The organism is Ruegeria sp. BHSA191, assembly GCF_059613325.1.
Genome location: NZ_JBXWSH010000005.1, coordinates 105,986 through 123,702, shown reverse-complemented (window position 1 = coordinate 123,702; position 17,717 = coordinate 105,986). Strand labels below are relative to the sequence as shown.

Annotated in this window: 15 protein-coding genes; 9 read left to right on the top strand and 6 right to left on the bottom strand. The window is 63.0% G+C overall.

The window, feature by feature from the left end:
* Positions 1 to 6: 6 nt before the first annotated feature.
* On the bottom strand, positions 7 to 885 hold the full coding sequence (locus tag AC2FNS_RS07410; protein WP_496803809.1) for a LysR family transcriptional regulator: 879 nt from the start codon (positions 883 to 885) through the stop codon (positions 7 to 9).
* 152 nt (positions 886 to 1,037) lie between these two features.
* Here AC2FNS_RS07410 and AC2FNS_RS07405 point away from each other — a divergent pair, with 152 nt between their 5' ends.
* The 6 genes from AC2FNS_RS07405 to AC2FNS_RS07380 all read left to right on the top strand — a co-directional run bounded on the left by AC2FNS_RS07405 (position 1,038) and on the right by AC2FNS_RS07380 (position 8,884).
* Entirely contained in the window at positions 1,038 to 1,301 is a 264-nt protein-coding gene (locus AC2FNS_RS07405) for a DUF4242 domain-containing protein (protein ID WP_068347630.1), read from the top strand.
* Between the two features lie 380 nt (positions 1,302 to 1,681).
* Positions 1,682 to 3,289: a cell division protein FtsZ gene (gene ftsZ, locus AC2FNS_RS07400; protein WP_496711489.1), complete on the top strand. Its 1,608-nt coding sequence runs from the start codon at positions 1,682 to 1,684 to the stop codon at positions 3,287 to 3,289.
* A gap of 211 nt (positions 3,290 to 3,500) precedes the next feature.
* Positions 3,501 to 4,421: a UDP-3-O-acyl-N-acetylglucosamine deacetylase gene (lpxC, locus tag AC2FNS_RS07395; protein WP_496711488.1), complete on the top strand. Its 921-nt coding sequence runs from the start codon at positions 3,501 to 3,503 to the stop codon at positions 4,419 to 4,421.
* 125 nt (positions 4,422 to 4,546) lie between these two features.
* Entirely contained in the window at positions 4,547 to 5,410 is an 864-nt protein-coding gene (locus AC2FNS_RS07390) for an outer membrane protein assembly factor BamD (protein ID WP_149774745.1), read from the top strand.
* A gap of 36 nt (positions 5,411 to 5,446) precedes the next feature.
* Positions 5,447 to 7,096: a DNA repair protein RecN gene (gene recN, locus AC2FNS_RS07385; protein ID WP_496711487.1), complete on the top strand. Its 1,650-nt coding sequence runs from the start codon at positions 5,447 to 5,449 to the stop codon at positions 7,094 to 7,096.
* 102 nt (positions 7,097 to 7,198) lie between these two features.
* The gene (locus AC2FNS_RS07380; protein ID WP_496797402.1) at positions 7,199 to 8,884 is read left to right on the top strand and encodes a chloride channel protein; all 1,686 of its coding nucleotides are present in this window, start codon (positions 7,199 to 7,201) and stop codon (positions 8,882 to 8,884) included.
* Positions 8,885 to 8,897: 13 nt separating this feature from the next.
* Here AC2FNS_RS07380 and AC2FNS_RS07375 read toward each other — a convergent pair whose 3' ends face one another.
* The 4 genes from AC2FNS_RS07375 to cobS all read right to left on the bottom strand — a co-directional run bounded on the left by AC2FNS_RS07375 (position 8,898) and on the right by cobS (position 14,172).
* A complete protein-coding gene (locus tag AC2FNS_RS07375; protein WP_496678854.1) occupies positions 8,898 to 9,242 on the bottom strand; it encodes a DUF427 domain-containing protein in 345 nt (114 codons plus the stop codon).
* Between the two features lie 76 nt (positions 9,243 to 9,318).
* The gene (locus AC2FNS_RS07370) at positions 9,319 to 11,109 is read right to left on the bottom strand and encodes an aminopeptidase P family protein (protein WP_496711485.1); all 1,791 of its coding nucleotides are present in this window, start codon (positions 11,107 to 11,109) and stop codon (positions 9,319 to 9,321) included.
* A gap of 85 nt (positions 11,110 to 11,194) precedes the next feature.
* Positions 11,195 to 13,072: a cobaltochelatase subunit CobT gene (cobT, locus tag AC2FNS_RS07365; RefSeq protein ID WP_496711484.1), complete on the bottom strand. Its 1,878-nt coding sequence runs from the start codon at positions 13,070 to 13,072 to the stop codon at positions 11,195 to 11,197.
* Positions 13,073 to 13,185: 113 nt separating this feature from the next.
* Complete coding sequence (gene cobS / locus AC2FNS_RS07360) at positions 13,186 to 14,172, bottom strand: cobaltochelatase subunit CobS (protein WP_496678859.1); 987 nt, start codon at positions 14,170 to 14,172, stop codon at positions 13,186 to 13,188.
* Between the two features lie 51 nt (positions 14,173 to 14,223).
* Here cobS and AC2FNS_RS07355 point away from each other — a divergent pair, with 51 nt between their 5' ends.
* From AC2FNS_RS07355 to AC2FNS_RS07345, 3 genes are all read left to right on the top strand, one after another.
* On the top strand, positions 14,224 to 14,364 hold the full coding sequence (locus AC2FNS_RS07355) for a hypothetical protein (RefSeq protein ID WP_496711483.1): 141 nt from the start codon (positions 14,224 to 14,226) through the stop codon (positions 14,362 to 14,364).
* A gap of 175 nt (positions 14,365 to 14,539) precedes the next feature.
* Positions 14,540 to 15,325, top strand: coding sequence for a Hint domain-containing protein (locus AC2FNS_RS07350; protein ID WP_496711482.1), 786 nt, complete (start codon positions 14,540 to 14,542; stop codon positions 15,323 to 15,325).
* A 235-nt stretch (positions 15,326 to 15,560) separates the two neighbouring features.
* Positions 15,561 to 17,015: an arylsulfatase gene (locus AC2FNS_RS07345; protein ID WP_496686032.1), complete on the top strand. Its 1,455-nt coding sequence runs from the start codon at positions 15,561 to 15,563 to the stop codon at positions 17,013 to 17,015.
* A 66-nt stretch (positions 17,016 to 17,081) separates the two neighbouring features.
* Here the strand turns inward: AC2FNS_RS07345 and AC2FNS_RS07340 are convergent, their stop codons facing one another.
* Positions 17,082 to 17,702: a J domain-containing protein gene (locus AC2FNS_RS07340; RefSeq protein ID WP_496803808.1), complete on the bottom strand. Its 621-nt coding sequence runs from the start codon at positions 17,700 to 17,702 to the stop codon at positions 17,082 to 17,084.
* Positions 17,703 to 17,717: the final 15 nt, after the last annotated feature.

Below are 17,717 nucleotides of genomic sequence, written 5' to 3'. Positions count from 1 at the left end.
GGATGCTCAGCCCGGCCAGGCAAAGCTTCTGGCCGAGCGCATCATAGCCTCCATCGGGGGCGAGAACTTGCGGCCGGAAACGGTGATCATCGCCACCTCCCGGCTCACCTCGGGCTCAGTCAGCGGGCGCTGGACGAGGCCGGGCAGGGTCACCGAATATTCCGGCATGAAGGCAAAACCGATCCCGGCCAGAACCATCGCCTGCACCCAGTCCTCGCGTTCCGAACGAAACCGGGCATACAGCTCGACCCCCTTCGAATCGCAGACCGACATGACCATTTCGCGCAGTTCGCAGGCCAGCCGGTCGACGTAGTCCTGCCCCGAAAGCTCGGCCAGCGTTATGGCGTTCTTGCGCTGCAGCCGGTGCTCGGGCGGCAGAACCACCACGTAGCGTTCGGAATAGAGAGGGTGGACGCGGAACCTGTCGCGGATGTCGTCGCCCGCCGTCATCACCACCGCGTCCAGCTCGTCATCGGCCAGAAGGCTCTCCAACTCCGATACTGGGGCTTCCCTGACCGCCAGTTCCATGCCGGGGTGGTCGTGCTTGAAGGCGGCCAGAAATCGCGCCAGCCGCACATGCCCGATCGTCGGCATCACGCCAAGGCGGATCGGTGTCTTTTCCAGCAGGCGAAAGTTGCGGGCCAGAACCCGCGTGGCCTCGGTCTCTTCGAGGATGTGTTCGAGATGCGGCAGCATCGAACGGCCGAACTCGCTGAGAAGGATGCGCCGCCCCTCGCGGTGAAACACCGGCGCGCCCAGCTCCTCCTCCAGCGCCTTGATGCCCTTGGTCAGCGCCGGTTGCGACACGTCGCATTCCTCGGCCGCCTTGGTGAAATTAAGCGTCCGCGCCGCGGTCAGGACATAGCGGATCTGGGACATCTCCATGGCAACCCTCCCCTCGAAAACCACAGGGCAAGGATACAACACCCGGGCCAAACCGTCAGTTATCGAATGATAACGGTGCGCCCATAGTCCCGTGCGCCGGGTTCTGTTGAAATGCCCTCATTGACAGAAACGGTTTGTGAGAGGAGCACGAAATGCCTGTATTCATGGTGGAAAGAAATCTCAAGGGCATCAGCATGGAGGACCTCGCAGGCGCGCAGAAGGCAGCGATCGGGACGGCCGAGACCATGCGCGCCGGCGGTGACCAGATCCGCTATATCCGCTCGACCTTCTCGCCGGGCGACGGCCGTTGCATGTGCCTGTTCGAAAGCGACACGCCCGCCCAGGTGGCGCGGCTCAACGACACTGCCGGCCTGCCATATACCCAGATCGTCGAGGCGCTGGACCTGACTCCCTGAAAAATCAACGATGTGCGGCGGTTTTCGCCGCGCATTTGACCCGATTGCACGGTGACAGGATCAAGAGGCCGTGTTAGAGATTCACTCAGCACCCGGACAAGAGGTGCAGACCGAAGGCCGAGCAGGCTTTCTGAGAGTTCGGATACGTGACCTCCCCCCGCAACCCGGCGTTGCGGGCCGTTGGCGTGTTGTGTTGCCTCAGCTTCAACCCGCAACATCTGCCAGAGTCGGCGAAATACTGCAAGCGCGGGTCTGTTTTCTTCCATATTTTGTGGCAATTTTGCGTTTTTGGCGTGACGTTTGCCAATTCGGATTGTAGGATTGCAGATGGATAGGCAAGAAAATCCCGCATTGGCGGACATATAACAGGCGGACAGAGCATGACATTAAATCTTTCGATGCCCGGGCAGGATGAACTGAAGCCACGGATCACGGTATTTGGCGTTGGCGGGGCAGGCGGCAATGCCGTCAACAACATGATTGAAAAGCAACTCGACGGCGTGGATTTCGTGGTGGCCAACACGGACGCGCAGGCACTGCAGCAAAGCCGCTCTTCGGCGCGGGTGCAGTTGGGCATCAAGGTGACCGAGGGGTTGGGCGCGGGCGCCCGGGCTTCAGTGGGTGCCGCCGCCGCCGAAGAAAGCATCGAGCAGATTGTCGATCACCTGGCCGGCGCGCATATGTGCTTCATCACCGCCGGTATGGGCGGGGGCACCGGCACCGGCGCCGCTCCGATCATCGCGCAGGCCGCGCGTGAACTGGGCGTGCTGACCGTGGGCGTGGTGACCAAACCCTTCCAGTTCGAGGGCGCCAAGCGCATGCGTCAGGCCGAGGACGGCGTCGAGGCGCTGCAGAAGGTTGTTGACACGCTGATCATAATCCCCAACCAGAACCTGTTCCGTCTGGCCAACGAAAAGACCACGTTCACCGAGGCTTTCTCGATGGCCGATGACGTGCTGTACCAGGGCGTCAAGGGCGTGACCGACCTGATGGTACGTCCGGGCCTGATCAACCTCGACTTCGCCGACGTCCGCGCGGTGATGGACGAAATGGGCAAGGCCATGATGGGTACCGGCGAGGCCGAGGGCGAAGACCGCGCCATACAGGCCGCCGAAAAGGCCATCGCCAACCCGCTGCTGGACGAAATCAGCCTCAAGGGCGCCAAAGGTGTTCTGATCAACATCACCGGCAGCCATGACCTGACCCTGTTCGAACTGGACGAGGCCGCCAACCGCATCCGCGAGGAAGTGGACCCAGAGGCCAACATCATCGTCGGCTCCACTCTGGACCCCGAGATGGAAGGCAAGATGCGCGTATCGGTCGTGGCCACCGGCATCGACGCCAGCGACAGCGCCGCCGAGGCTCCGGCGCCGCGCCGGTCGATGGCAGCGCCGCTGAGCCGCGCAACCTCGGCCGAGCAGGAAGTCCCTGAAATCGAGGCCCAGCCGCGTCCGGCCGAAGTTGCCGAGGCGGCCGAGAACATCGCGCCGACCCTGTTCGAGTCGATCGAGGAAGTAGAGTTCAAAGAGAGCTTCTACGACTCGGGCACCGAAACCGCGTCGGATGACGATGATCTTCCGCCGCCGGCCTACCAGCCAAGCGCAGCCGAAACCGGGCCGGTGCCCCAGCCGGTCGAAGCCGCAGCCGATCCGGTGCATTCACATGCGCCGGGCACCCCTTCGCCGCAGGCCATGCAGCGGTTGCAGGCCGCGGTCCAGAAAGTTCCGAGCGAGTCGCAGCGCCTGAACGCGCAGCGTCCGCAGGCGTCGGCACAACCGCCGCGCTCTGCGGCTGAGGAACGGCCGCGTTTCGGCTTCAACCGCCTGATCGATCGGATGACCGGACATGCCTCGGACACCCCCGCGCAACCTGTCCGTCAGCAGCCCGCATTGCGCCAGACTGACGCCACGGCACCTGCGCAAGACGCGGCCGACCCGGATCAGGAACGGATCGAGATACCGGCCTTCCTGCGGCGTCAGGCCAACTGATCGCGGTAACAAATTCTGAGGAAGGGTCGCCGGTTGGCGACCCTTTATTTTTTGTTTTCAGATATTTACATGCGGATCGGCAGGCTTTTGCCGATCGTTCGCAAAACTGTTTCATTCGGTTACAAAGAGTGAGTTGAGGTGCCTCCGGTGCTTCCTTAACTGAGTGGCAACACGGCCGTTTCAGGTCGGACACCGCTCACTGAGGTCCCTTTTGCAACAGACGCTCAAATCTTCGGTCACGTTCAAAGGCGTGGGTTTGCATAGCGGCAAGCCCGCGACGATGGTTCTTAAGCCGGCTGCCGCCGGGCACGGTATCTGGTTCAAGCGGACCGATATCGAACTGGGCAATGCAATGATCCCGGCGATCTATGACGTTGTTGAGCGGACCCAGCTGTGCACGCGGTTGGTCAATGATGCGGGCGTCTCGGTGTCTACTGTCGAACATATCATGGCAGCCTTGGCCGGATGCGGCATCCACAATGCCCTGATCGAGATCGACGGCCCCGAAGTCCCGATCATGGATGGCTCGTCGATTGAATTCGTGCGCGGCATCATGTCCAAGGGTGTGCGCCGCCAGGCCAGCCCCGTTCTGGCTTACGAGGTGCTCAAGCCGGTCGTCGCCGAGCGCGAGGGCGCGCGTGCGTCGATCCGTCCGGCGGAAGGCTTGATCATCGAGTTCCACATCGATTTCGAAGACGCGGCCATCGGACGGCAGACCAAGATTCTTGACATGCGCAACGGTGCCTTTGCCCGCGAACTGTCCGATTGTCGAACGTTCTGCCGCCGCTCTGATGTCGAAGCGATGCGCGAAAGCGGTCTGGCTCTGGGTGGCACGCTGGACAACGCTGTCGTGGTGCAGGGCGACTCGGTTCTGACTCCGGGCGGCTTCCGCCGTGCGGACGAAGCCGTGCGTCACAAGATGCTGGATGCGCTGGGGGATCTGTATCTGGCCGGCGGCCCGATCTTCGGCCATTTCGTCGGCGAGAAATCCGGCCACGCGATGACCAACACGCTTCTGCGCAAACTGTTTGAAACGCCCGGCGCGGTGCGCCCGGTTCTGTGCACGCCTGAACAGGCAATGCAATTGCCGGGGCAGGGTCTGGCCTTTGCGGAAATCCCGCAGGTGGCCTGATCTGTCCCGTCTTGGCGACAATTCCGTCGCGGGTCGTTTAAGGCGTTTTGCACCGGAATTTTATATGCTAGACCAAAGCCCAATCCGGGGTTACCCAAAGAGACAAGACGACTAGGATGGGCGGTATGGTTGGCTTCAAGGCGGCAGTCAGGCTTGCGGGCGTGATTCTTCTGGCGGCTACTTTGACGGCATGCGGCAATGCGGGCGGCTTGTTTGGAAACAAGGGGGCCGACCGGTCCCAAAACCTCGAAGGCTATACCCCCGAACAGATTTTCACCCGTGGCGAATTCGAGTTGTCGCAGAATAGGCCGGATGACGCCGCCTGGTACTTCTCGGAAGTGGAGCGCCTGTACCCCTATTCCGAATGGGCCAAGCGGTCGCTGATCATGCAGGCCTTTGCGTTCCATTCGGACAAGAATTATGAGGAAAGCCGCGCCGCCGCGCAGCGGTATATCGACTTCTACCCCACCGACGAGGACGCGGCCTATGCGCAATACCTTCTGGCGCTCAGCTATTATGATCAGATTGACGAGGTCGGCCGCGACCAGGGCCTGACCTTCCAGGCGCTACAGGCCCTGCGAACGGTGATCGAGGTCTATCCCGACAGCGAATATGCAACCTCGGCGGTTCTGAAATTCGATCTGGCTTTCGACCATCTGGCGGGCAAGGAAATGGAGATCGGGCGCTATTATCTGCGTCAGGATCACTATACCGCCGCAATCAACCGCTTCCGAGTAGTGGTCGAGGATTTCCAGACCACCACCCACACCGCCGAGGCGCTGTACCGCCTTGTCGAGGCCTATCTGGCCTTGGGGCTGGTTGACGAGGCGCAGTCGGCTGGTGCGATCCTTGGCTACAACTACCAGTCGTCCGAATGGTATGATGCGGCTTACAAGCTGCTGACGTCGCGCGGGCTTGAACTCAAGAGCCGCGGCAACAACTGGCTCAGCCAGATCTACCGCCAGACGATCAAGGGCCAGTGGTTGTAATCGCCATGGTCACAGGCTTGGGACGCTGACGACCCGATGCTGCGCGCCCTTGATATCCGCGACATGCTGATCATCGACCGGCTGGAACTGAACTTTCAGCCGGGCCTGAACGCGCTGACCGGCGAGACGGGCGCCGGCAAGTCGATCCTGCTCGACTCTCTGGGCTTCGTGCTGGGCTGGCGCGGGCGGGCCGAACTTGTCCGGCAGGGGGCCGCGCAGGGCGAGGTCGTGGCCGAGTTCGAACTGCCTGAGGGCCATCCCGCCCATGCGATCCTGGCCGAGGCTGGTTTGCCCGGCGGGTCGGAACTGATCCTGCGCCGCGTCAATACTGCCGATGGGCGCAAGACCGCTTGGGTCAACGACCGCCGCTGCTCGGGCGAGGTGCTGCGCGCGCTGTCGGAAACCTTGGTCGAACTGCACGGCCAGCATGATGACCGCGGCCTGCTGAACCCGCGTGGTCATCGCGCTATGCTGGACGCCTATGCCGGGGCCGAGCCGCAATTGACAGCTGTGCGCGCCGCCTGGGCTGAGATGGCGCGCGCCCGCAAAGCCCTGGCCGAGACCGAGGCCGCCGTGGCCGCCGTGCGCAGCGAAGAGGAATTTCTGCGGCATTCCGTTGCCGAACTCGACAAGCTTGATCCGCAGCCGGGCGAGGACGCCGAACTCGACGCCCGCCGTCGGATGATGCAGGGGGCCGAGCGCATCCGCGACGACGTGGCCCGTGCCTTTGCCCTGCTGGGCGGTGACGGGGCCGAAGGGGCGATGGCGGATGCCGTGCGCTGGCTGGAAGGTGTCGCCGACCGGGCCGAGGGCCAATTGGACGAGCCGATCGCCGCCCTGGGGCGTGCCCTGATCGAATTGGGCGAGGCGCAGGATGGCGTAACCTCCTGCCTCGAGGCGCTGGATTTCAACCCTGTCGAGTTGGAGCAGACCGAGGAACGTCTGTTCGCCATCCGCGCGCTAGCCCGCAAACATGACGTGGCGCCAGATGACCTGAGCGGTTTCGCCGACACGCTACGCGCCCGTCTGGGCCAGCTTGAGGCCGGAGACGCCGACCTGGCCGACCGTCGCGCTGCGGTTCAGGCCGCGCAGGCAGCCTACGACGCGGCCGCCGAGGCACTCAGCGCTCTGCGGCGCGAGGCTGCCGGCCGGCTGGACGCGGCGGTAATGGCCGAGCTTGTGCCGCTCAAGATGGAGCGTGCGGCGTTCCAGACCCAGATCACACCCACCGAGTCCGGACCCGAGGGGCAGGACGCCGTGGCCTTTACCGTCGCCACCAACCCGGGCGCGCCGTCGGGTCCGCTCAACAAGATCGCCTCGGGTGGGGAGCTCAGCCGCTTTCTGCTGGCTCTCAAAGTGTGCCTGTCGGGCGACGACAGCGCCCGCACCATGATCTTTGACGAAATCGACCGCGGGGTGGGCGGCGCCACCGCGGACGCCGTGGGCCGCAGGCTTGCGGCGCTGGCGCAGGGCGGGCAGGTGCTGGTGGTAACCCATTCGCCGCAGGTTGCGGCTCGCGCGGCTCATCACTGGCGGGTTCAGAAACACGTGACCGACGGGCAGACCCTGTCCACTGTCCTACCGCTGTCCGAGCCGGACCGGATCGACGAGATTGCCCGCATGGTCTCGGGCGACACCATAACGCCCGAGGCCCGTGCCGCCGCCCGCGCGCTGCTGCAGGCCTGATGCCATCCTGCCGCTGTGTGCCGCGGGCTTCACCAGCTTGCGACTTTTCTCTGCGCAGTGCGTGCGTTACCAAGGGTCATCACCCAACCCCGCCGAGGGACAATGACCCAGTCCACCCGTTCCGTGCTGCACTACCAGCTCCAACAGGCCTTGGCCGCGCTCAAGGACGCCTGGCGGGTCATGCGCCGTCGTGGTCCCAGCCAGGTCCAGTTCTGGTTCATCGCGCTGGCCATCGGCATCGCCGCAGGGTTCATGGCGTTGGGGTTTCGCAAGGGCATCACCGCCTTGCAGGCCTATGTCTACCAGACCGAGGACATCCTGCGCCTGCACAGCCATGCCGAAGGGCTGCCATGGGTCATGATCCTGGTCATTCCCATCGTGGGTGGACTGGTGGTGGGGGTAATCCTGCACCTGTTTACCGATGACGGCCGCGTGCGCTCGGTTGCCGACGTGATTGAAGGCGCCGCCGTCAACGATGGTCGGGTCGAAACCAAGGCCGGCATCGCCTCTTTCCTCGCCTCGCTGATCACGCTCAGCACCGGAGGTTCGACCGGGCGGGAAGGGCCGGTGGTGCACATGGCCGGCGTGATCTCGACCTGGGTCAGCAACCGCATCCATGCCGACGGCATCACCGGGCGCGACCTGTTGGGCTGTGCCGTCGCTGCCGCCGTCTCGGCCAGTTTCAACGCCCCTATCGCCGGGGCGCTGTTCGCGCTCGAGGTGGTGTTGCGCCATTTTGCTGTCCATGCTTTTGCGCCGATCGTCATCGCCTCGGTGGCGGGCACGGTCATCAACCGGCTGGAGTATGGCGACGTGACCGAATTCATTCTGGAAACGCCGGGATCGTTGCAATTCTACGTCGAGCTTCCGGCCTTCCTGATCCTCGGACTGGTTTGCGGGCTGGTGTCTGTGGTGCTGATGCGCGCAATCTTCTTTGCCGAGGATTTCGGTAACCACGTCCAGACGCGCCTGTCACTGCCGCGCTGGCTGCGGCCGGCGGTGTCCGGGGCGATGCTGGGGGTTCTTGCCATCTGGTTCCCGCATATCATCGGCGTGGGCTACGAAACCACGATCCGCGCCCTGACCGGCGATCTGGTGCTGACCACCGCTATCCTGTTCGCGATGGTGAAAACCGCCGCCGTCGCCATTACCATGGGCGGACGCATGGGGGGCGGTGTGTTCTCGCCCTCGCTGATGATCGGGGCGCTGACCGGTCTGGCCTTCGGGCTGATCGCGACCGGTCTGCTGCCGGACGTGTCCGGCACGCACACGCTCTATGCCTTCGCGGGCATGGGGGCGGTGGCGGCGGCGGTGCTGGGGGCGCCGATTTCGACCACGCTGATCGTGTTCGAGCTGACCGGAGATTGGCAGATCGGGCTGGCTGTGATGGTATCGGTTTCGATGTCCACCGCGCTGGCTTCGCGGCTTGTCGACAGGTCGTTCTTCCTGACCCAGTTGGAGCGCCGGGGCGTGCATCTGGCGGCCGGGCCGCAGGCCTATCTGCTGGCGATGCTGCGGGCCGGTTCGGTGATGCGCCCGCTGGGTGATCCGCGCTCGATCACCGAAAAACAGGCGCGGGAGCTGATGGATCAGGGGCTTTGCATTCCGGCCAGCGCCACGCTCGAGGCGGCGATGCCTTATTTCGACCGTGACGAGATCGCCTGTCTACCGGTGGTGGTGCCCGAAGACGACGGATCCGAAACCCCGGTGGGAGCGCTTTATCATGTCGATGCACTCAAGGCGTACAACCGCGCGCTGGCCGCCACGGCAGCCGAGGAACATTCGTGACCCTGCGTGGGTGTCAGATTTGCTCGACCTTCACCGATTCGAGCCGGTAGAACGCGATGTAGTCCTTGATTTCGGACACGGCCGGGATCGGGTTCTCATAGCTCCAGGCCGCGTTTTCGGTGACCGAGGATTTGTTGACGATCGAAAAATGCGTGGCGTCGCCCTTGTGCGGGCAGTGGGTCACCTTGTCGGTCTTGTCCAGAAAGGCCATCGCGATGTCGTCGCGCGGGAAATAGATGACCGGCGGCAGATCGCCCTCCGACAGCTCCAGTGCGTTGGTGGTCTCGCCCAGAATGGCGCCGCCTGAACGGACGCACCATTTTCCGGGCGCCTTGCGGATCGTGATATCTGCGGTCATTTCTGCTCCTTCCCTCGTCGTCGCGGCCTTTGATCATTCCGGCCTGAAGTCTACCCGTCCATGTAACACTGTCATGTCACAAAGGTGCGGTCGCGGCATCCAACCACAGTTGCGCGTCGGGCGACAGCCTTGGGCGGATCTTTTCCGCAACGTCCCGATGGTAGGCGTTCAGCCAGTCGCGTTCTGCCGCGGTCAGCATGTCGGGCACGATCAGGCGCCGGTCGATCGGGACATAGGTCAACGTACGCCAGCACAGCATCGCCCGTTCGCCGTCACCGCCGGACAGGGCGGGCGCTTCTTCCACGACCACCAGGTTTTCCAGCCGGATGCCGAACGCACCCTCGCGGTAATAGCCCGGTTCATTGGACAGGATCATGCCGGGCTGCAGCGGCACATGGCTGACGCGCGACAGGCGCTGCGGGCCTTCATGAACGCTGAGATACGCGCCGACACCGTGACCGACGCCGTGGTTGAAATCCTGACCCGCCTGCCACAACGGAGTACGCGCCACGCATTCGATGTCACGCCCGGCCAGCCCCACCGGCCAGCGCAGCATCGACATGGCGATCATTCCTTTCAGCACGCGGGTGAAACAGGCCTTCTGCTCATCGCCGACGCTTCCGATAGCAATCGTGCGGGTGATGTCGGTGGTACCGTCCAGATATTGCCCGCCGCTGTCCAGAACCAGCAGATGCCCGTCTTCAAGCCGGCTGTCGGTGTCCTCGGTCACCCGATAGTGCATGATGGCGCCATTCGGCCCGGTGCCCGCGATCGTGTCGAACGAGATGTCCTGCAGCGCGTTGTCGCGCCGCCGGTTTTCCTCGAGCTGGGTGACGACCTGGGTCTCGGTCACGCTGCCCGGTGCCTGCTCATCCAGCCAGCACAGGGTCTCGATCACCGCCACCGCGTCGCGCAGATGCGCGGCGGCACTGCCCGCGATTTCAGCCGCGTTCTTGCAGGCCTTGGGCAGGGCGCATGGGTCGCCGCCATCCACGGCGCCCTCGGCCAGCACGTCGATCACGGCCTGAGGCACGGTGCCCATGTCCACCTGAACCGCGCCTTCCAACGCGCCGACGGCCTCCAGAAACGCTTCGGGCGGGTGCACCGACACCTGCGGCCCCAGATGTTGGTCCAGCCCGGTCAGCTTCTGCGCCGCCATGAACAGGTCCACCCGCCCATCGACGTGCAGAATGGCAAACCCGTGCGCTACCGGATTGTAGGCGATGTCAGACCCGCGAATGTTCAGCAGCCACATGATCGAATCCGGCAAGGTGATCACGGCTGCGCTGCGCCCCGCGTCCGCCAGGCTTTTTGCCAGGCGCGTGATCTTGCTCTCGGCGCTTTCGCCCGCGAAGTCCAGCGGATGTGGCTTTGCCGGGTTCATCGGCGGCGCTGGCTGGTCCACCCAGATGCGGTCGACAAGGTTGTCACAGCGCACCAGCTCGATCCCGCTGCCGGCCAGCGCGGCTTGCGTGTCGTGGATCTGTCCCGCCGCGTGCAGCCACGGATCGAACCCCACCTTGCCGCCCTCGGGTAGGTGCCGTTTCAGCCAGTCGGCCAGAGATACTTCGGGCCAGGGCACCGGCGTGAACTCCTCGGCCACCTGCGCCTTGACCTGGGTACGGTAGCGGCCGTCGACGAACACCCCGGCAACGTCGCGTAATGTCACGCAGAACCCAGCTGTTCCAGTGAATCCGGTCAGCCAGGCCAGCCGCTCGTCATGAGGGGCCACATATTCGCCCTGATGCGCATCGGCGCGCGGCACAAGGAACCCGTCCAATCCTTCGCGCGCCAACTCGGCCCGCAACGCCGCCAGTCGCGGTGGCCCCTGTTCCGGCCGCGCCGTCACTTCGAAGGATTGGAACATTTGCATCTCCCTCAATCCGAGGCGGGCCATGGCCCACCTCAGTTTGGTTTTTTCAAGAAGGGTCCCGCCCGGGGCAAGGCCTGGCTCAGCCGGCCTTCCGAATGCCCATCACGCGGGCCCGCGCGCGCGGATCGCTGTCGAACAGGGCGGCCAATTGCTCGGTCATCGCCCCGGCCAGCTGTTCCACATCGGTGATCGTCACCGCGCGGTCGTAATACCGGGTCACGTCATGGCCGATCCCGATGGCCAGCAATTCGACCATCTTGCGCTTTTCGACCATGGCGATCACGTCGCGCAGGTGTTTTTCCAAGTAATTCGCCGGATTTACGCTCAGCGTAGAATCATCCACCGGAGCCCCGTCCGAAATCACCATCAGGATCTTGCGCTGCTCGCGCCGGGCCAGCATCCGCCGATGTGCCCATTCCAGCGCCTCACCGTCGATGTTTTCCTTCAGCAGGCCTTCTTTCATCATCAAGCCCAGATTGGCCCGCGCCCGCCGCCAGGGCGCATCCGCCCCCTTGTAGACGATATGCCGCAGATCATTCAGGCGGCCGGGCTGCTGTGGGCGGCCATCGTTCAGCCACGCCTCGCGCGCCTGTCCGCCTTTCCAGGCCCGGGTGGTAAAGCCCAGAATCTCGACCTTCACGTTGCAGCGTTCCAGCGTGCGTGCCAGAACATCGGCACAGATCGCCGCGATGGAAATCGGGCGCCCGCGCATCGACCCCGAGTTGTCCAGCAGCAGCGTCACCACGGTGTCGCGGAATTCGGTGTCTTTCTCGACCTTGAAGCTCAGCGGTGTCGTCGGGTTCGCAACAACCCGCGCCAGCCGACCGGCATCCAGAATGCCTTCCTCGCGGTCGAACTCCCAACTGCGGTTCTGCTGCGCCTGCAGTCGGCGTTGCAGCTTGTTGGCCAACCGGCTGACGGCGCCCTTCAGCGGCTCCAACTGCTGATCCAGATAGGCCCGTAGCCGTTCCAGTTCGGCGGGTTCGGCCAGCTCCTCGGCGGCGATCTCCTCGTCATGAGTGTTCAGATAGACCTTGTAGTCCGGGTCGGCCTCGGACGCCGGCGGAGGGGCGGGCGGCTCCAGCGGCGCTTCGCCCTCGGGCATCTCGGCCTCTTCGCCCATCTCGTCCTCGGCCATCTCATCCATCGAGACCTGCGCCTGCGACTGGTCTTGCTGCTCTTCCTGCGTCTGTTCAGGAGTGGCGTCGGCGTCCTGCTCGTCCTGTTCGTCCTGGCCGGTGCTGTCGGGGTCGGGCTGCTCCTCGGCCTCTTCCTCGGCCTGGTCCTCCTGGTCTTCGTCCAGTGCGTCCGGGTCTTCGCCCAACTGATCGCCATAACCCAGATCGTCGATCACTTGGCGGGCGAATTTGGCAAAAGCGGTCTGGTCCGACAGGATTTCGTTCAGGTTCTCTAACGTGCCGCCGGCCTGTTCCTCGATAAACCCGCGCCACAGTTCCATGACATTCGCGGCCGCCGGCGGGAGATCGCGCCCCGTGGCCAGGTGCCGGATCAGATAGCCCGCGGCGACGGCCAGCGGAGCCTCGGACGGCTGCTTGCACTGGTCATAGCCCCGCCGCAGCGCCTCGTGGTTGATCTTGACGTCGATATTGCTGGCGGTGCCCGGCATGTCGCGGGCGCCCATGGCTTCGCATCGGGCAGTTTCCATCGCCTCGTACAGATCGCGGGCCATGTCGCCCGGCGGGGCGTAACGGGCATGGGTGGCCTCGTCATGGTACCGGCGCTGCAACGCCAGCGCATCCGCCGTGCCGCGCGCCAGCAAAACCTCTTCGCGCGTCATCCGGCGCGACACTTGAGGCAAGCGCATCGTCTCGCCCGACAAACCCGACGGATCGACGGTGTAGCTGACCGACAGGTCCGGGTCGTCAGCCATCACCTTGGTGGCCTCGGCCAAGGCCTTCTTGAAGGGATCAGCGGGGTTGTCGTTCTTCTGCACCATCTCTCTCAGCCCTCATTCAAGCGCCGCCCGACCGCGACGACCGGCCCCGCCTTCATCTGGCCCAAAATATCCCCGCCGGAGGCATTGCGCCCGGCACGGGCGCAAATCCAGCATTACCCCAAGCTGACGCTTGCGGCGCTTTCCGGCAGTTCCTCATCAAAACACCGCTGATAGAACTCGGCAACCGTCTCGCGCTCCAACTCGTCGCACTTGTTCAGGAACGACAGGCGGAAAGCATAGCCCACGTCGCGGAAGATCTCGGCATTCTGGGCCCAGTTGATCACGGTGCGCGGGCTCATGACTGTGGACAGATCGCCATTCATGAAAGCGGTCCGGGTCAGGTCGGCCACGGTGACCATCTGGCTGACGGTCTTGCGGCCCTTCTCGGTGTTGTAATGCGGCGCCTTGGACAGAACGATCATCACCTCGGCATCGTGACTTAGATAGTTCAGCGTCGCTACCAGCGACCATCGGTCCATCTGCGCCTGGTTGATCTGCTGCACGCCGTGATACAGGCCGGTGGTATCGCCCAAACCCACGGTGTTGGCGGTGGCGAACAGGCGGAAATAGGGGTTCGGTGTGATGATTTCGTTCTGGTCCAGCAAGGTCAGCTTGCCGTCATGCTCCAGAACCCGCTGGATCACGAACATCACGTCGGCGCGGCCGGCGTCGTATTCATCGAACACGATGGCCACCGGGTTGCGCAGCGCCCAGGGTAGGATGCCCTCGTGAAACTCGGTCACCTGTTTGCCGTCGCGCAGCTTGATCGCATCCTTTCCGATTAGGTCGATCCGGCTGATGTGGCTGTCCAGGTTGACGCGAACTGCAGGCCAGTTCAGACGCGCGGCGACCTGTTCGATATGGGTCGATTTGCCGGTCCCATGATAACCCTGGATCATTACCCGCCGGTTGTGCGAGAAACCGGCCAGAATGGCCAGCGTCGTCTCGGGGTCGAACTTGTAGGTCGGATCGATCGCCGGCACACGGTCGCTTTGCTCGGCAAAGCCCTTGACGACCATGTTCGTGTCAATGCCGAACACGTCCCGGACCGAGATCTCTTCGGTCGGTTTTGCGTTTATGTCGATTGATCCGTCAGCCATGCGCTTTGTCCTCATTCCTTGGCCCGTTCACCGGGGTCGAACCCGTGTGTGGTGCAATATATTGCGGGCAAGGGCAAGGGAAAGCCGAGTTTGCCGAAAGAGAACCGGGCGATTGCCTTCGGCGGCCTTCGCGGCTGCATCGCGAACCCGGAAATCTGCACCGTGCAGCGGCGGCGTGGCGCTATTTGTTGACTCGTCAAAAGGAATATCGTGCAGTATGTGCGTTTGTTAGCGAGGTTTCGCCGTGTCATTGGTCATTACTGGCCCGTCGGTCATTAATTTCCCGTCGGGAGCCGATACGTTTGCCGTCGATTACAATGCCTCACGATCTGTTTCCTGGAGCGTCACAGTGCTTGGTGACGGGCCATTGGATCCGTCCGATTATTCCGTTTCCATCGACGCCAACGGTTTGTTGACCATCGACTTGACACCGGGGGTCGACATTCCTCCGGGTACATCGCTGTCGCTTCGGATCGACGCGACCACCGGCCGCCCCGGAAACGGGAACAATGCAAGCCTTGGCGTGACCGTGAACCTCCCTGCTGGGGTCGTGCCCTGTTTCGTTGCCGGAACCCTGATCGAGACCGCGCACGGACCACGCCCAGTCGAAGATCTTGCCGTTGGCGATCTCGTGCGCACCTCACGTGGAGAATTGCTGCCGATCCTCTGGATTGGGCAACGAACATTGTCAGCAAACCAGCTGGAACTGAGCCCGAATTTCAGACCGATCTGCATAGGCAAGGACGCTTTGGGGCCTGGCCGGCCTTCGCGCGACCTCTACGTCTCACCGCAGCATCGCATCGTGCTCGAAGGGTGGATGGCCGAGCTTCTGTTCGGCGAAGCTCGGGTTTTTGCGGCGGCGGTCCATCTGGTCAACGATGGGACCATTCGCCGGACCCTGCCCAAATCGCCGGTCACCTATTACCACATCGCCTGTCCGCGCCACGCCGTTCTGATCTCGAACGGGTTGCCGACCGAAAGCCTTTATCCCGGCGATATGGTGCTTCAGGCGTTTGGGACAGGGGTGGCGGCCGAGCTGCTGGCCTTGTTCCCTGAACTGGCCCACCCAACCCCTACAGCCGCGTTGCGGACCCGGTTGCCCTGCCTCAAAAGGCGCGAAGCGTCGGTGGCGGGAAAAGCGCTGATCCAGTAGGTCGGCCAGACCTGTCCCGACAAAAAAACCAAAATTAATGCCAACGTGCGCGCTTCGCGGTATGCTTGCAGAGGTTTCAGTGCCGCCCGGACAACGAACGGCCGTGGAATCCACTTTGCTTGAACATTTGAATTAAGGGAGTGAGAACTTGAGAACCTTGAATTGGAAGCGGCGCTTTGCCGGCGCAGTTTTGGGGGTCAGTCTGGCGCTGCCGGCTGCGGCCCAGGACAAGCCTATGAATTTTCTCATTATCTGGGGCGATGACATCGGGTATTGGAATGTCAGCGCTTATAACCAAGGCATGATGGGCTATGAAACGCCCAACATCGACCGGATTGCAAACGAAGGCATGTTGTTCACCCATGCCTACGGGGAACAGTCCTGCACGGCAGGGCGGGCCAGCTTCGTGACCGGCCAGTCCGGTTTCCGGACCGGGCTTCTCAAGGTCGGGTTGCCGGGCGCCAAAGAGGGGATCAGCGAAAAGGACCCCACCATTGCCGAATACATGAAGTCCAAGGGCTACATGACGGGTCAATATGGCAAAAACCATCTGGGCGACCTGGATGAACACCTGCCCACCAACCACGGTTTCGATGAATTCTTCGGCAATCTCTACCACCTGAACGCGGAAGAAGAGCCCGAGAATGTCGATTATCCCAAGGATCCCGCCTTCCGCGAGCAATTCGGCCCACGCGGCGTCATCAAGTCCAGCGCCGACGGCAATATCGAGGATACCGGCCCGCTGACACGCAAGCGGATGGAAACCATCGACGAAGAGGTGACCGCCGGTGCGCTCGACTTCATCGACCGGGCGGTTGAACAGGATAAGCCGTTCTTTTTGTGGTACAATACGACGCGCATGCACATTTTCACGCACCTAAAAGAGGAAAGCCAGGGCGTGACCGGGCTGGGGGTCTACCCTGATGGCATGGTTGAGCATGACAAGATGGTCGGCCAGATGCTGGACAGGCTCGACGAGCTAGGCATCGCTGACAACACGGTGGTGATGTATTCCACCGACAACGGCGCCGAGGTCTTCAGCTGGCCCGATGGCGGTACCACTCCGTTCCGGGGTGAAAAGAACGACAACTGGGAAGGCGGCTATCGCGTTCCGCTGCTGTTGAAATGGCCGGGTGTGATCGAACCGGGGCGCAAGTCGAACCAGATCATCAGTCACCTGGACTGGTTCCCGACGTTCATGGCCGCGCTGGGGGATGCCGACATGAAAGAGGTCATGCTGACCGAAGCACCCTTTGGGGAAGGCAACGAGCCGGTGCACCTGGACGGCTACAACTTCCTGCCGTACTTCAAGGGCGAGACCGAAGAAGGCCCGCGCAAGGAGTTTCTCTATTTTTCGGATGGCGGTGACTTGGTGAACCTGCGGTACGGGCCGTGGAAGGTCGTGTTCGCCGAACAGCGGGCACATGGGTTCGATGTTTGGCAGGAACCGCTGACCTTCCTGCGGTTGCCCAAGCTCATAAACCTGTACTCGGACCCGTTCGAACGGGCCGAGCACGAGTCCATCGGCTACTCGCAATGGCGGCTCGAGCGCGCCTTTGCTCTGGTGCCGGCTCAGGCTTTCGTGGCTCAGTTCCTCGAAACCTTCAAGGACTACCCGCCGCGCCAGAAACCTGCCAGCTTCTCGATCGATCAGGTTCTGCAGACGTTGCAAACCAATCAGGGCGGCTGACCCAATTCACAGAAAACATGAAGGGCGCCCAATCGGGCGCCCTTTTTTCATTGAAAGGCTGAGGCTTTACTTGAAATTGCGGCTGTCCTTGATCTGGTCCCAGGCCCAGACCACTTCCTGCAATTGTTCTTCCTGACTGCGGTCGCCGCCGTTCATGTCGGGATGCAGAACCTTGATCAGCTTCTTGTAGGCCTTGCGCACTTCGGCCTTGGTCCAGTTGTCCTTGGCTTCGAGGATCTCGATCGCCCGGCGTTCGGTGGGCGGCAGGCGTCGGCCCGTGGCTTCGCGGCCCCGGTTCTTCGTGGCCTTCTCGCCCAGCACCTGATGCGGGTCCTCGATCCCAAGGCGGGCCCAGGCGCGCGCCTCAGGGTCGCCTATCGGTTTGGTCTCGCGCTCCCACACCTTGTCTTTGGACCGCTGCGCGTTCAGCTCGGCCTCGGTCGTGCCGTCGAAGAAATTCCACTTCTGGTTATACTCGCGCACATGCTGCTGGCAGAACCAGAAATAGTCATCCAGCACGTCGGGCGCCTTGGGCGCGCGGTATTTCCCGGGTTCGTTACAGCCTTCGTGATCGCAGACGCGGGTCGATGTTTCGGATGCGCCCGACATGCCCCGGCGGCCGCGCGGGTTTTTCTTCTTGGCACTGGACACCGAGATGTCGAAACCGAAGGGATCAGGTTTTACCATGTGCTCATCCTCACG

Excerpts from the sequence above, each read along its gene's own strand:
- AC2FNS_RS07410 (WP_496803809.1), bottom strand. The coding sequence starts at position 885 with ATGGAGATGTCCCAGATCCGCTATGTCCTGACCGCGGCGCGGACGCTT.
- AC2FNS_RS07405 (WP_068347630.1), top strand. The coding sequence starts at position 1,038 with ATGCCTGTATTCATGGTGGAAAGAAATCTCAAGGGCATCAGCATGGAG.
- ftsZ (WP_496711489.1), top strand. The coding sequence starts at position 1,682 with ATGACATTAAATCTTTCGATGCCCGGGCAGGATGAACTGAAGCCACGG.
- AC2FNS_RS07390 (WP_149774745.1), top strand. The coding sequence starts at position 4,547 with ATGGTTGGCTTCAAGGCGGCAGTCAGGCTTGCGGGCGTGATTCTTCTG.
- recN (WP_496711487.1), top strand. The coding sequence starts at position 5,447 with ATGCTGCGCGCCCTTGATATCCGCGACATGCTGATCATCGACCGGCTG.
- AC2FNS_RS07380 (WP_496797402.1), top strand. The coding sequence starts at position 7,199 with ATGACCCAGTCCACCCGTTCCGTGCTGCACTACCAGCTCCAACAGGCC.
- AC2FNS_RS07375 (WP_496678854.1), bottom strand. The coding sequence starts at position 9,242 with ATGACCGCAGATATCACGATCCGCAAGGCGCCCGGAAAATGGTGCGTC.
- AC2FNS_RS07370 (WP_496711485.1), bottom strand. The coding sequence starts at position 11,109 with ATGTTCCAATCCTTCGAAGTGACGGCGCGGCCGGAACAGGGGCCACCG.
- cobT (WP_496711484.1), bottom strand. The coding sequence starts at position 13,072 with ATGGTGCAGAAGAACGACAACCCCGCTGATCCCTTCAAGAAGGCCTTG.
- cobS (WP_496678859.1), bottom strand. The coding sequence starts at position 14,172 with ATGGCTGACGGATCAATCGACATAAACGCAAAACCGACCGAAGAGATC.
- AC2FNS_RS07345 (WP_496686032.1), top strand. The coding sequence starts at position 15,561 with ATGAATTTTCTCATTATCTGGGGCGATGACATCGGGTATTGGAATGTC.
- AC2FNS_RS07340 (WP_496803808.1), bottom strand. The coding sequence starts at position 17,702 with ATGGTAAAACCTGATCCCTTCGGTTTCGACATCTCGGTGTCCAGTGCC.